11 protein-coding genes are annotated in these 12,925 nt (G+C 66.5%); 2 read left to right on the top strand and 9 right to left on the bottom strand.

The features are described 5' to 3' along the window. Nucleotides 1-13 precede the first annotated feature (13 nt). The 5 genes from PKE71_RS01690 to PKE71_RS01670 all read right to left on the bottom strand — a co-directional run bounded on the left by PKE71_RS01690 (nt 14) and on the right by PKE71_RS01670 (nt 5,678). Complete coding sequence (locus tag PKE71_RS01690) at nt 14-1,567, bottom strand: serine hydrolase domain-containing protein (protein WP_271185223.1); 1,554 nt, start codon at nt 1,565-1,567, stop codon at nt 14-16. Between the two features lie 69 nt (nt 1,568-1,636). After that, entirely contained in the window at nt 1,637-3,295 is a 1,659-nt protein-coding gene (locus PKE71_RS01685) for an ankyrin repeat domain-containing protein (RefSeq protein WP_271185222.1), read from the bottom strand. Continuing rightward, complete coding sequence (locus PKE71_RS01680) at nt 3,292-3,687, bottom strand: BlaI/MecI/CopY family transcriptional regulator (RefSeq protein WP_271185221.1); 396 nt, start codon at nt 3,685-3,687, stop codon at nt 3,292-3,294. Before PKE71_RS01680 ends, PKE71_RS01685 begins: the two co-directional genes overlap by 4 nt. A 332-nt stretch (nt 3,688-4,019) precedes the next feature. Continuing rightward, nucleotides 4,020-4,514 (bottom strand): single-stranded DNA-binding protein, encoded by a 495-nt coding sequence (gene ssb, locus PKE71_RS01675; protein ID WP_271185220.1) that lies wholly within the window; start codon nt 4,512-4,514, stop codon nt 4,020-4,022. Nucleotides 4,515-5,051: 537 nt separating this feature from the next. Then, on the bottom strand, nt 5,052-5,678 hold the full coding sequence (locus PKE71_RS01670) for a class I SAM-dependent methyltransferase (protein WP_271185219.1): 627 nt from the start codon (nt 5,676-5,678) through the stop codon (nt 5,052-5,054). A 185-nt stretch (nt 5,679-5,863) separates the two neighbouring features. Here PKE71_RS01670 and uvrA point away from each other — a divergent pair, with 185 nt between their 5' ends. Further along, a complete protein-coding gene (gene uvrA / locus PKE71_RS01665) occupies nt 5,864-8,737 on the top strand; it encodes an excinuclease ABC subunit UvrA (RefSeq protein WP_271185218.1) in 2,874 nt (957 codons plus the stop codon). A 14-nt stretch (nt 8,738-8,751) separates the two neighbouring features. On the opposite strand, the gene PKE71_RS01660 is transcribed toward uvrA, so the two are convergent. Next, the gene (locus tag PKE71_RS01660) at nt 8,752-9,492 is read right to left on the bottom strand and encodes a cytochrome b/b6 domain-containing protein (protein ID WP_271185217.1); all 741 of its coding nucleotides are present in this window, start codon (nt 9,490-9,492) and stop codon (nt 8,752-8,754) included. A gap of 112 nt (nt 9,493-9,604) precedes the next feature. On the opposite strand from PKE71_RS01660, the gene PKE71_RS01655 reads away from it, so the two are divergent. Continuing rightward, a complete protein-coding gene (locus PKE71_RS01655) occupies nt 9,605-10,141 on the top strand; it encodes a helix-turn-helix transcriptional regulator (protein WP_271185216.1) in 537 nt (178 codons plus the stop codon). A gap of 7 nt (nt 10,142-10,148) precedes the next feature. On the opposite strand, the gene PKE71_RS01650 is transcribed toward PKE71_RS01655, so the two are convergent. From PKE71_RS01650 to PKE71_RS01640, 3 genes are all read right to left on the bottom strand, one after another. Continuing rightward, nucleotides 10,149-10,781 carry an exopolysaccharide biosynthesis protein gene (locus PKE71_RS01650; RefSeq protein WP_271185215.1) on the bottom strand — a complete coding sequence of 211 codons (633 nt, stop codon included), beginning with the start codon at nt 10,779-10,781 and terminating at the stop codon, nt 10,149-10,151. A gap of 48 nt (nt 10,782-10,829) precedes the next feature. Further along, complete coding sequence (locus PKE71_RS01645; RefSeq protein WP_271185214.1) at nt 10,830-11,705, bottom strand: hypothetical protein; 876 nt, start codon at nt 11,703-11,705, stop codon at nt 10,830-10,832. 70 nt (nt 11,706-11,775) lie between these two features. Next, complete coding sequence (locus tag PKE71_RS01640; protein WP_271185213.1) at nt 11,776-12,825, bottom strand: hypothetical protein; 1,050 nt, start codon at nt 12,823-12,825, stop codon at nt 11,776-11,778. Nucleotides 12,826-12,925: the final 100 nt, after the last annotated feature.

Here is a 12,925-nt window from a genome sequence, read left to right as displayed (position 1 = left end):
CGCCGCCGGAAGATCAGTCCTGGCGCTGGTAGTGCGACAGGGCGTTTTCCAGCCGCAGGGTCAGGCCGGTCGCCTCGCCCAGGGCATTGCGATGGAATTCGATCTCCCAGATGCCCATCGTGTCGGCCATGTCGGCCAGAACAAAGCGCGTCGGCGAGAGCGGGGTGAGCGGGCTGTAGCGATCGCCGCCGGCCCGGCCGATTTCCAGCTGGCCGTCCTGGACGCGCACCGCCAGCGGCAGTTCGAAAAACCCGCCGCTCATCTGCTCACGCAGATCGACCGGGAAGCCGGCATCGACGGCATAGGTGCCGGAAAAATCCGCCAGCACGGCCGGATCGAGCCTCAGCTCCGGTGCGATAACCGGCGCATTGACCGGCCAGTCCATCGTGTCGGCAACCGCATTGCGGATCTCGTCGATCAGGGACCGCCCCCGGGCGCCATTGGTCAGGATGACCAGGCCGTCGCCCGTGGCCGGATGGCCCTCGATCCAGGCGCGATAGGAGTTGTTCGTGCCGCCATGGTGGAAGACAAAGCTGTCGCCACTGCCGGTCACGCGCGGTCCCAGCCCGTGCTCGCCGGGCGCGATACGGGTCATCATGGCGAGGGCGGCAGACTGCGACAGCGGCCCCGCCTCGCCGCGATAGCTGTCGATCAGCCCGGCCACCAGCGCACCGAGATCATGGGCGCTGGTCCACAGACCCGACGCCGCCATTTCCGGCATGGCCTCATAGCCGCGCGGCAGGGCGACCGGTTCACCGCCGCCATTGTGGGCGCGCGCGATATTGCCGTGCTCGGGCGGCAGCGGATTGGTGTAGGTGCTGCGCGTCAGCCCCAGCGGCGCGAACAGCTGATCCCGCGCCACGGTCTCGAAGGGTGCGCCCATCACATCGCTGACCAGCAATTGCGCCAGCGTGTAGCCGCCGCCGGAATACCGGTAGCCGGTCCCCGTGCGGAAATCGCGCGCCAGCGGCTCGCCGCTGGCCGGGGCCGCACCGTTCAGCGTTGCGATCACATCCGGCAGGGCCTCGCCCGGCTGGAAGTCGGCAAAACCGTGAATGTTGAAGCCGGACGTGTGCGAGAGAATGGCCCGCAGATTGACCGGCTCACCGGCGAAGGCATCGCGTTCGGCCGGCAGCTGCCAGGACGAGACCGTGTCCAGCACATCAGCGTCCAGATCGAGATAGCCGGTATCCGCCAGCCGCAGGATCAGCGTCGCCGTGACGACCTTGCTGACCGAGCCGGCGGAAAACACGGTGTGCGCATCGACCGGCGTGTCGCCGCCTGCCTGCAGCACGCCGAAACCGGCTTCATAGACCACCGCACCATCATCGATCACCGCGACAGCAACACCGGGCACCGCGTAGTGCGCCATGCGCTCTTCGAGCGTCCAGCTTTGCGGCGCTCCGGCCTGCTGGATGCGCGGCCGCAGATGATCGGCAAAGCCGGCGGCGCGCTGATCGGGGCTCCGGGCCTGGGCTGCCAGGACGATTGTGGTGGTGGCAGCAACGGCCAGACAGGCGCCCAGCACAAAGGGTTTCGCCAGGCTGGCGAAAGAGGATTTCGTCATCGGTGTCTCCGGAAAGTGTGATCCCGCCGCCGCGCCCTGAATGGCTGGCGGCGGGTATGGCAGCTGAGGCTAGCGGCCCGTCGGGGCCTGATGCGTGGCGCCGTGCGCCTCAAGCCAGCGCACCATGTCGCGATGACCGTTGCGACGCGCTTCGCTCAGTGGCGAGCGGTATTCCTCGCGGCCGTCGCTGCGGATATTGGCGAGCACGGTCAGCGACAGGTCGGCGCCGGCCTCGGCCAGGCGTTCGGCGACATCGACATGACCGCCCTGGGCGGCATTGATCAGCGGTGTCTCGTCGCCGCGGACATAGGCATCGGGGTCGGCACCGGCTTCCAGCAGCAGATCGACGACATCGACACGGCCGCGCAGTGCTGCGGCGATCAGGGCATTGCCGTCACCGGAATAGGCCTCGTCCACATCGGCGCCATAGGACAGCAGCAATTCCACCATCTCACGATCGCCGCGAGCAGCCGCTGCGATCAGCGGATTGCCGTCACCGCGCACGCCCAGGTCCGGATCGGCACCGGCCGCCAGCAGGATGCGGGCAGCCTCTTGCTCGCCATTGCGCACGGCGGCTGTCAGCGCCGTGCCGTCGCCGGAAAAACGCACATCGGGATTGGCGCCATCAGCCAGCAGGGCCGAGACCTCGCCGGTGCGGCCGCGGCGCGCGGCATGAAAGAGGCGCGCATCGCGATCCAGCGCCTCGTCCAGCGAGCGCGGCGCGGCGGCCGGCGCGTCCAGGGTGGCACCGACGCTCGGCGTCAGGATGAGGCTTCCGGCAGCCAGCACGGGGAGGATGAGGGCAAAACGCATGACACTGTCCTTTCGATCGAGCGCACCGGGCGCTGTGAGATGGCCGATACGGCGGGCCAGACCACTGCGGGTCGGCGCGGCCGCAAGAGCCAGGGAGGGCGTTTTCACGGCCGCTGCCGCGCTATCGAGCAGGGCCATGGCCAGGGCGCGGGGCTGACCGGTGATCCGGGCCGCCTGGCGGTCGCACAGGGCTTCGCGGGAGCGGTCCAGCACCGGCAGGACCCAGCGCAGTGGCAGCGCCCACCAGAACACGGCCATCACGGCCCGCACGCCCAGCGCGGCCCAGGTATCGCCGCGGCGCACATGGGCAATCTCGTGCTCGATCACGGGCCGGGCCGAGGCGTCCAAGACAAAGCCGCGCGGCACCAGGATCAGCGGCGCGGTGAAGCCGGCCACCATGGGGCAGCTTACCGCGTCACTTTCGGCCACCGGCAGGGCGAACGACATCGCCAGTTCAGCCGGCGGCACGGTGCAGCGCGCCCGCGCTTTCAGACGCTGCAGCGCAACCAGATCGGCGCCGAGGCGCAGCAGCATCACCAGGGTGACAGCCGCCCAGATTGCCAGTCCGATGCCGGCAATCAGGTCCGGCGAGACCGGCAGGCCGTCCATCAGGCCGGCCGTCTCGATATCGGGCAGTTCGGGCAGGCGCTCCTGCGTCTTGGCAGGCGTGTCCGCGATATCCACCGCAACCGGCGTTTCGATATAGACCGGCAGGGCTTGCTGCTGCGGCGCCGGCCGCGGCAGGACCGCGACAAGAAAGACCAGGGGGACGGTCAGGATGGCGGCGAGCGCCAGATCGTGGCGCTCGCGCAGCCAGGCCTGCGGCGCGAACCGGTCGAAAACGGCAATGCCGGCCGCCAGCACCGCCGCCGCTGTCAGCGCGAAACCGGCAGACTGGATCAGGGCCGCGATCATGGCTCGCCCTCCCCGCCGCTCTTGCGCAGCACTTCGGCACGCAGCGCCTCGATGTCTTCCAGCGTCAGCTGGTCGTCCTTTACCAGGTGCTGGGCCAGGCTCTGTGCAGATCCGCCGAACAGGGATTTCACCAGCGATCCCAGTGCCGAGGCCTGGGCGCCTTCACGCGACAACAGCGCATGATAGATGTGGGCGCGTCCGTCCTTGCGGAAACCGACATAGCCCTTGTCGGCCATGATGCGCACCGTCGTCAGGACCGTGGTGTAGGCCAGGCCGTGATCCGGTGCGAGCACATCGGTGATCTCGCGCACGCTTGCCTCATCGCGATCCCACAGGACCGCCATGATGCGCTGCTCGGCATCGGTAAGCTGGGGAGAGGCGGGACGAGCCATCTACGAATTCCTTAGTTGATAAAGCCAACCTATCCCGGCCGGCGACGCGTTCAACTAAAAAATTAGTTATGGACTGCAAACGGAAGCGGGATTGGCGCTGGGCGCGTCCCCCGGGGCCTATCGGAATGGCTCGACAGGCCTGGGCGAACCGCCACCGGGAGGAACGCCCTTTCCCCAATACGTCATCCCCCGGCTTGTCCGGGGGACCTCATCCATCGGGTTGGAATATTGCGAAAGAACGGGCCCCCTCAGACGGGACAGCCTGGATCCCCCGGACAAGCCGGGGGATGACGGCCGATGCTCCGGTGCCAGATTACATCCCGACAAGACGACTAGAACGGGATCTCGTCGTCCAGGTCGGCGTTGGAGAAGTCTTCCTTCGGGCCTTCCATCGGGCGCGAACCGCCGCCGGAGGAGCCGAAACTGTTGTCATAGCCGCCGCCGGAGGAACCCTGGAAGGAACCGCCGCCCTCGCCCTTGCCGTCGAGCATCTGCAACTCGCCGCGGAAACGCTGCAGCACGACTTCCGTGGAGTATTTCTCCTGGCCGTTCTGGTCGGTCCACTTGCGGGTCTGAAGCTGACCCTCGATGTAAACCTTCATGCCCTTTTTCAGGTAATTCTCGGCGACCTTGGCCAGCTGATCATTGAAGATCACGACACGGTGCCATTCGGTCTTCTCGCGGCGCTCGCCGGAATTCTTGTCGCGCCACTGTTCGGACGTGGCGACCGAGAGGTTGACCACCGGGTCGCCGTTATTCATGCGGCGCACTTCCGGGTCGCGGCCCAGATTGCCCACCAGGATTACCTTGTTGACGCTTCCCGCCATCGCCCTTGCTCCGTCTTGTCGCGGCCGCCCTTTACGGACAACCCATTTGTTCACATTATGTTCCGCAGGTCAACGCGGCCCACGAGTCGCGCCGATTTGAAAGGAGGGGCTGGCGAGAGTCCAGAGAGGTCGGAAGCGAAGACGCAGCCGATCGTGAAGCCGGCCATCACGAATGAGCGCAAACGGTTTTGAAGGCGAAAGCAGCAGCGCCGGGCCAGCGGCGCATCAGGGAGGATAGGCCACCCGGACCGTAGCCCCCTCTGTTTCTGCTTTTAGGGGCCTCGCTTTCAAACTGGAGACGATGGTATGGGATTTCTTCCGCTTATCATCGCCCTGGACATGAAAAAGACCCGGACCACCTGGCAAGTACGAATCCGGGTCCTATTCATTCTATAGGGAAACGAGGGCGGGCCCAGAGGTCCGTCCTCACTCCAGAAATATAACACGCTTTCGGTGGATCGCAACGAGGCTACGAGACGGGACATCCCGGTGCGGGCCTGATCCCGAAGCGCACTCCAGGCGCGTGCCCGGCCCGTATCACGCCCGCCTCGCCCGGACACTCAGCCACCAGTCGTCCGGCCGTCCCATGCAGCGGCGGACTTCCTCGACCGCCCAGCCAGCCTCGGTCAACGCTGCACGCAAGGCAGGCTCGCGCCAGTAGGTCTCGGAATAGCGCCGGGAGACCGCCCCACTTCCACGCACGGATACGTCTTCGCCATCGCCGTCCCTGACAGAGACGTGCAGCCGGCCACCGGGCCGGGTCGCGCCGGCGAGCCGACCGAGAACGGTGCCGAAATCCGCGCGTGCGGCATGGATCAGGCAGGCACAGGCCCAGACCCCGTCATAGGGCACACCGGGGCGCTGCGGATCGGCAAGATCGTCGGTCAGCGGATCCAGCAGATCGGCCTCGAAACCTTGCGCGTGAAGCAAGCTGACAAAGCCCCTGGAAACATCGGTGCGGCGTACGCTGATCCCGCGCGCCTCGAAGTCGAGCGCATCCCGGCCGCCGCCGCTGCCGATCTCCAGCACCCGGCCCGCGCCGCCCAGCCCGGCCACGAAGGCCTCGATCTCCGACGCCACCCATTCGGGCATCGCTGCCGCTTCGGCCGCATATTCTGCCGCCGCAGCGTCGTAGGACTGCACAGTGTCCCTGTCAGTGCTCATGACGGTTCTCCCTCGGAGAAACAAGAGACCCCAAAGCGCATTGTCCCGTCCACCCCTTGCCGATCCACCCCTCCTGCCTACGTACTGTCAGGAGGCTGCCACGCCGAACTGGACGCCACCGCGCGCGTTCTCTAATTGTTCAACGCTTCTGACTTCGCTTCTGACTTCTCCGGGGACTTCGCTGAATGGCGCTCGACAAAATCCGCGTGCAGGGTGCACGCGAGCACAATCTGAAGAATGTTTCCGTCGAGCTGCCGCGTGACAGCCTGATCGTGTTCACGGGCCTGTCCGGCTCGGGCAAGTCCTCGCTCGCTTTCGACACGATCTATGCCGAGGGCCAGCGGCGCTATGTGGAAAGCCTGTCGGCCTATGCGCGGCAATTCCTGGAGCTGATGGCCAAGCCGGACATGGACTCGATCGAAGGCCTCTCCCCGGCGATCTCCATCGAGCAGAAGACGACCTCGAAAAACCCGCGCTCCACCGTCGGCACGGTGACCGAGATCTACGACTATATGCGCCTGTTGTGGGCCCGCGTCGGCGTGCCCTATTCGCCGGCCACCGGCCTGCCCATCGAGAGCCAGACGGTGAGCCAGATGGTCGACCGGCTGATGGCGCTGGACGAGGGCAGCCGGCTCTACCTGCTGGCGCCCGTCGTGCGCGGCCGCAAGGGCGAATACCGCAAGGAATTCGCCGAATGGCTGAAGGCCGGCTTCCAGCGCGTGAAGGTGGATGGCGAGTTCTATACGCTCGAGGAGGTCCCCGCGCTCGACAAGAAGTTCAAGCACGATATCGACGTCGTGGTGGACCGCGTGGTGATCAAGGAAGGCCTTGAAAGCCGCCTCGCCGACAGTCTGGAAACGGCGCTGCGCCTGGCCGACGGCATCGCCGTGGCCGAGTCGGCCGACCGCACCGACGACAAGGGGAAGGCCGAGCGCATGATCTTCTCGGAGAAGTTCGCCTGCCCGGTCTCCGGTTTCACCATCGAGGAGATCGAGCCGCGCCTCTTCTCCTTCAACAATCCGGTCGGCGCCTGCCCCACCTGCGACGGGCTCGGCCAGTCGCTGAAATTCGACGAGAACCTGGTCGTGCCGGACGGCGACAAGCCGCTCTCCGACGGTGCCATCGCGCCCTGGAGCCGGGCCACGTCGAAACTCTACCAGCAGACCCTGCAGGCGCTGGCCGAGCATTTCGGCGGCGACATGTTCCAGCCCTGGCGTGACCTGCCGGAGGAATTCCGCAAGGTCGTGCTGTGGGGCACGAAGGAGAAGGTCACCTTTGTCTATGAGGACGGGCTGAGAAAATTCGAGACGCAGAAACCCTTCGAAGGCGTCATACCCAATCTCCAGCGGCGCTGGCGCGAGACGGACAGTAGCTGGGTGCGCGAGGATCTCGCCCGCTTCCAGTCCTCCCAGCCCTGCGAGACCTGCGGCGGCCGGCGTCTGAAGCCGGAAGCGCTGAGCGTGAAGATCGACGGCCAGGACATTTCCGACGCCTCGAAGCTCTCGATCCGCACGGCCGAGGAATGGTTCTCCACCGTCTATGAAACCCTGTCGCCGAAGGACAAGCAGATTGCCGAGCGCATTCTCAAGGAGATCCGCGAACGGCTGAAATTCCTGGTCGATGTGGGTCTGGACTATCTCACCCTCGACCGGGCCTCGGGCACGCTGTCGGGCGGGGAAAGCCAGCGTATCCGCCTGGCCAGCCAGATCGGCTCGGGCCTGACGGGCGTGCTCTACGTGCTCGACGAGCCCTCCATCGGCCTGCACCAGCGCGACAATACCCGCCTCTTGGAAAGCCTGCAGGGGCTGCGCGATCTGGGCAATACGGTCATCGTCGTCGAGCATGACGAGGAAGCCATCCTGACCGCCGATTATGTCGTCGATCTGGGTCCCGCGGCCGGTGTGCATGGCGGCGAAGTCGTTGCCGAGGGCACGCCACAGGAAGTGATGGCCAATCCGAAAAGCCTGACCGGCCAGTATCTCGCCGGCACGCGCCGCATCGAGGTGCCGGAAAAGCGCCGCAAGATCGACCCGAAGCGCACGGTGAAAGTCGTCGGCGCAACGGGCAATAACCTCAAGGGCGTCGATGCGGAATTCCCGCTCGGCGTGATGACCTGCGTGACCGGCGTGTCCGGCGGCGGCAAGTCCACCCTCACCATCGAGACCTTCTACAAGGCCGCTGCCCGCAAGCTTCAGAAAGCCCAGCAGGTTCCCGCCCCGCACGACCGCGTCGAAGGGCTCGACCGGCTCGACAAGGTGATCGATATCGACCAGTCGCCGATCGGCCGCACACCGCGCTCCAATCCGGCAACCTATACCGGCGCCTTCACCCCGATCCGGGAATGGTTCGCGCAACTGCCCGAAGCCAAGACCCGCGGCTACAAGCCCGGCCGTTTCTCCTTCAATGTGAAGGGCGGGCGCTGCGAGGCCTGCCAGGGCGATGGCGTGGTGAAGATCGAGATGCACTTCCTGCCCGACGTCTTCGTCCCCTGCGATGTGTGCCACGGCAAGCGCTTCAACCGCGAGACGCTGGAAGTGCAGTTCAAGGGCAAGTCGATCGCCGACGTGCTGGACATGACGGTCGAGGAAGGCGCGGACTTCTTCAAGGCCGTGCCGGCCGTACGCGACAAGATGGAAACGCTCAAACGCGTCGGTCTGGGCTATGTGAAGATCGGCCAGCCGGCCACCCAGCTCTCCGGCGGCGAGGCCCAGCGGGTCAAGCTTTCCAAGGAGCTCTCCAAGCGCGCCACCGGCAAGACGCTCTACATTCTCGACGAACCCACGACGGGCCTGCATTTCGAGGATGTCCGCAAACTGCTCGAAGTGTTGCACGAACTCGTCGATGCCGGCAATTCCGTCGTGGTGATCGAGCACAATCTCGACGTCATCAAGACCGCCGACTGGCTGCTCGATCTGGGCCCGGAAGGCGGCGATGGCGGCGGCGAGATCGTCGCCCAGGGCACGCCGGAAGATGTCGCCAGGGTCGAAGCCAGCTGGACCGGCCGCTACCTCGCCCCGATGCTGGAACGCGACAAGGAATTGCGGGCAAAGGCGGGCTGATCGCCCGCCCCGCCCTACTCCTCTGCGTCGCCGGCGCGTTTGCGGCCGGTGATCATGGCACGGACCAGGTTTTCGGCGTGGGCCAGGCTTGAAGCGATCACGCCGAGCACGTGCAGGGCGACAAGGCCGAGGGTGAGATAGACGAAGAATTTGTGCAGGCTTTCCAGCAGATCGCCGCCGCCTTCATGCTCGCCGTCCTCATGACCCTCGCTCTCGTGATCGTCGTCATCGTCTTCACGATACGCCGTGGCGGCCGGCGCTGCGTGGACGAGCGGCTGCATGTCGGCGCCGTCCATTGTCTCCACCGCCGGCGCGATCAGGCCGGCCAGGGGGCCGCGCCCCTCTTCGACCGCATAGAGCGACATGCCGGTCAGCGTCGTACCCGCCAGACTGGCGATCAGGACCAGGATCATCAGGCCGCCGGCGGGATTGTGCCCGAGATGGCGGCGCGCCTTGCCGCTGGCCATGCCGCGCAGATAGGCAAAAGCCGCGCCCGGCCCGCGCACAAAGTCGGTGAAGCGCGCATGCCGGCTGCCCACCACGCCCCAGACGATCCGCCAGGCAATGATTGCAGCGACCGTATAGCCCGCCCAGACATGCACCGTCTGGGCATCGTCGCCGGCGATATAGGCGGTGAAGAAGGCGGCCACCAGCAGCCAGTGGCCGATCCGGACCAGCGGGTCCCAGACCCGGACCTGCCCGTTCGTGCGCCCCGCCGCGCCTGCGCCCTGCGCCCTTGTGTCATGCTTGTCCATTGCCGGTCTCCGCGTCTTAACTGGACACCGATGTCGCGCGCCGCACCCGCGGCCGCCATACGTCATCCGACAGAAGGGCCCCGACAGCCCTTGCCCAGCAGGAGCGCTCGCCATGCATGAGGATCACGGCACGAACCGCCGCACACACGGCGCGGCTGCACTCTTCGCCCTCATCGCCGTGCTGATTGCCGGCGATCTGGTGACCGATCGCGGCGAAGGCGCGAGCCTGCTGCACCTGGCCGTGGAGACCCTGGTGCTTGTCGCCGCGGCGGCCGGTGCGGCGATCCTGTGGCGGCGGGTCGGCAGGGCGCGGCTGGATCTCGCTGCGGCGCAGGCCGAGGCCGACCGCTGGCGCGCGGAGAACCGCGCGCTGGTGCGCGGTCTGGGAGACGCCATCCTGCAGCAGTTCGAGCGCTGGCACCTGACGGCGGCGGAGAGCGAGATCGGCCTGTTCCTGCTCAAGGGGCTGAGCCTGAAGGAGATCGCCGCCCTGCGCGATACCAGCGAACGGACGGTGCGCGAGCAGGCGCGTGCACTCTACCGCAAGGCGGACCTGGAGGGGCGTCATGCGCTGTCGGCCTTTTTCCTCGAAGACCTGCTGCCAGCTGCCGGGGCCGAAAACGCCGCCGAGGCCGAAAACGCCGCCTGAGCCCGGCCTACCCCACAATCAGCCAGACCGCCCACAAGGCGCTGGCCGAGGCGATGGCGCCCAGCACCAGGACCAGACCGTCGCGCACGGTCAGGCCGGCGGCCATGATGATGATGCCCAGGGCGGGGATGACCACGCCGCCCGGCACGATCGAAGCGGCGAACATGGCCAGCGACATCGCCACGCACAGCGCGGCGAACCCCATCGTCCAGGGCCAGTCGAACAGGATGTGAAAGCGCGGCTCGATCACCTGGTCGACCCGGCGCAGCCAGGGCCGCACCCCCTCGACGCCGCGCCGGAAGGCGTTGGCGGATATCTCGAACCGCCGGACGCGCTGCGGCAGCCAGAGGCGGCGGGAATTGGCGAGGAAGTGCAGCGAGATCAGCAGGGTCAGCCCGGACATCGCCCAGGTGACGCCCGGCAGCATGCCGATGACCGGCATGATCGAGACCAGGGTCGGCAGGAGGAGGAGCGGCCCGAAGGAGCGCTTCTCCAGGGCATCGAGGATTTCGCCCAGCGTGATGGAGGTGCCATCGGCGGCGGCCGCGAGCTCGTTGAACAGGGCTTCCAGCTTCTGCGGGCCGTCCGCATCGCCGTCTGCCGTGCTGCCGGAAGAGCCGGATTGTTCCGTGTCTGTCATTCAGCCTCGCCTTGCATCCTGCTGCCGGTCCGCGCGCGGCGGCCGGGGTCAGGATGCCGCGACGTCGCGCATACGCAAGAGCGCGTCATCAGCCACGGGCTCGCGCACCTGCAGCGTATCCCAGCGCGCGATACAGGCGGAATAGCCATATGAGACGATGCTGGCGGCGAGCGAGAACACGATCATCAGGGTCCATCGCAGCATGCCGGCCGAATCCGGCGACAGCCAGAGCACGGTGACCGCACCCAGATCGCTCGGTCCGATCAGGTCGAACCGCTTGGTGACACTGCTGAACGGCGCCAGCTCGGTCATGGCAGCGACAATCACCAGCGCGAGCAGGGCGGGCCAGAAGATGCCCCGCGTCACCGGCCAGACGTCTGTCCCCCAGACACGCCTGTCACGGATGGTGAGCGCCGGCAGGGCCCACAGCCTGACACTTACCCAGGCGAACACCGCCAGCAGGACCGCACTGGCGGCTGCGTCAGGAAGCGCAATGTCCGATGCGAACTCGACCAGAGAGATCATTGCCCACACCGACAGAGCGGCAACGACAAGGACGGCCCCCAGGATCAGCGCGTGGATAATCAGGCTCAGCGTCAGCCGCCCTTCATCGGCGCCCAGCCGGAAAGGAAAGGCATGGATCTCTCCGCGAACCAGAAACCGCAGCCAGGCCGCGCTGATCGAGATATAGCCCGCCCACACAGCCAGGATCAGGCACAGCGCGATGGCGGTATCGGCCACGCGCAGGTCTTCCATCCGCTGCGGGAGGCCGGATGCGCCGTAGACGGTGAACACCCCGCCAGCCAGCAGCGTTGCGAGCAGAGCGCTGGCCAGGAACAGAAGGGTCGCCGCCACAGGCCGGCGCACCATCTGCAAGGGGCCGTAGAACGCGGCGGCAAACGGGTTGAAGGCCTTCGAGGTCACGCTGTCAGCTCCGAACATCCTGAGCGAGAATGATTCCGGAAAACAATCTATCAGCGCAAACCCTCGGCCGCTAGCCTTCGCGGGGCGAGGCGCCCATCGGGTGATCGCGCTCGAGTACGGTACGATCGTCCGCGCTGCCCTCTTCGCCGACGCGCTGGGCGTTGTAGGCGGCAACGCCGTGCCACATGCCTTCCCAGACAATCTGCATCAGATAACTGAGCACGAAGCCCAGCCCGATCATGCCCATCGTGACCGGATTGGCGAAGATGTTCGAGATTGCGTCGATCACCTGCTGCGGGTCGGCCTTGGCGCCCGACGCCTCGAGCGTGATGAATTCCATCAGCACCGGCCAGAGCGCGCCGAGGAAAGCCAGCTGGATGAAGCCGCCGATGATGGAGGACAGGATGAAGGCCATCACCGCCACCGCGATATAGGAGACCAGCATGTGCCAGAAGACACCGCGCGTCGCTGTCCAGCTCTCGAAGAAGCGGAAGCGCGACTGGTGCACCGTCAGCGCCGGCGCGCAGGCCATGCGCACCGCGATCACCAGCACCGCGATCAGCAGCACCAGCACGATGAGCGCGACAATCAGACCGCCGGCCGCGCCGGTGAAGACGTTCGCGTCCCGCCCGCCGGCCGCCACACCGGCCCCGACGACCGAGATCGCGAAAAAGGTCATGAAGCCGAAATAGATCACCACGCCCAGGACCCAGTAGAGGATGTTCACGCCCAGCAGGCGGAACTCGTCGCCGCCCAGGCGGAAGGGCAGGCCCGGCTTGACCTCGCCGCGGGTGAGAAAACGCAGCCAGGCCGCCTGGCTCATCAGCGCCAGCGCGATCCCTGCCAGCGCGATAAACGGCATGAAGCCCATGATCGGCATCAGCATGCCGAAGACGCGGCGCACGGCCTCTTCGTCGCTGAGCTGTCCGGCGTCGTCGAGAATGATGAGCTGGGAGAGATTGTCCCAGACAGGCACGAACAGGGCCACGCCCGCCGCGGCGAGCAGCCCCACCAGCACGGTCTGGCAGATCATGATCCACAGCGCGCCGCCGGGATTCTCGCCGAAGCGCTTGAAGAAATGGAAGATGGCATTGCCGATATCGAATGATCGTACGGTCATGAAGGCCCCCTGCTGGCCGCTTCCCTGTCCCTTGCCATCATGACGGATCGCAGGGAACAGGCCAGAGGGAAAACGCCCGCCATTGTCCCGGAGGCAACGA

It is taken from the genome of Maricaulis virginensis, assembly GCF_027922185.1.
In the GTDB taxonomy this organism is placed as follows: Bacteria; Pseudomonadota; Alphaproteobacteria; order Caulobacterales; family Maricaulaceae; genus Maricaulis; species Maricaulis virginensis.
The sequence above is the reverse complement of the archived record's forward strand: the minus strand, read 5'-3'. Positions and strand labels throughout refer to the sequence as shown.

What these genes read in the sequence shown, in the direction of transcription:
- PKE71_RS01685 (WP_271185222.1), bottom strand. Translation starts at nt 3,295, where the DNA reads ATGATCGCGGCCCTGATCCAGTCTGCCGGTTTCGCGCTGACAGCGGCG.
- ssb (WP_271185220.1), bottom strand. Translation starts at nt 4,514, where the DNA reads ATGGCGGGAAGCGTCAACAAGGTAATCCTGGTGGGCAATCTGGGCCGC.
- PKE71_RS01640 (WP_271185213.1), bottom strand. Translation starts at nt 12,825, where the DNA reads ATGACCGTACGATCATTCGATATCGGCAATGCCATCTTCCATTTCTTC.
- PKE71_RS01650 (WP_271185215.1), bottom strand. Translation starts at nt 10,781, where the DNA reads ATGACAGACACGGAACAATCCGGCTCTTCCGGCAGCACGGCAGACGGC.
- uvrA (WP_271185218.1), top strand. Translation starts at nt 5,864, where the DNA reads ATGGCGCTCGACAAAATCCGCGTGCAGGGTGCACGCGAGCACAATCTG.
- PKE71_RS01660 (WP_271185217.1), bottom strand. Translation starts at nt 9,492, where the DNA reads ATGGACAAGCATGACACAAGGGCGCAGGGCGCAGGCGCGGCGGGGCGC.
- PKE71_RS01690 (WP_271185223.1), bottom strand. Translation starts at nt 1,567, where the DNA reads ATGACGAAATCCTCTTTCGCCAGCCTGGCGAAACCCTTTGTGCTGGGC.
- PKE71_RS01655 (WP_271185216.1), top strand. Translation starts at nt 9,605, where the DNA reads ATGCATGAGGATCACGGCACGAACCGCCGCACACACGGCGCGGCTGCA.
- PKE71_RS01680 (WP_271185221.1), bottom strand. Translation starts at nt 3,687, where the DNA reads ATGGCTCGTCCCGCCTCTCCCCAGCTTACCGATGCCGAGCAGCGCATC.
- PKE71_RS01670 (WP_271185219.1), bottom strand. Translation starts at nt 5,678, where the DNA reads ATGAGCACTGACAGGGACACTGTGCAGTCCTACGACGCTGCGGCGGCA.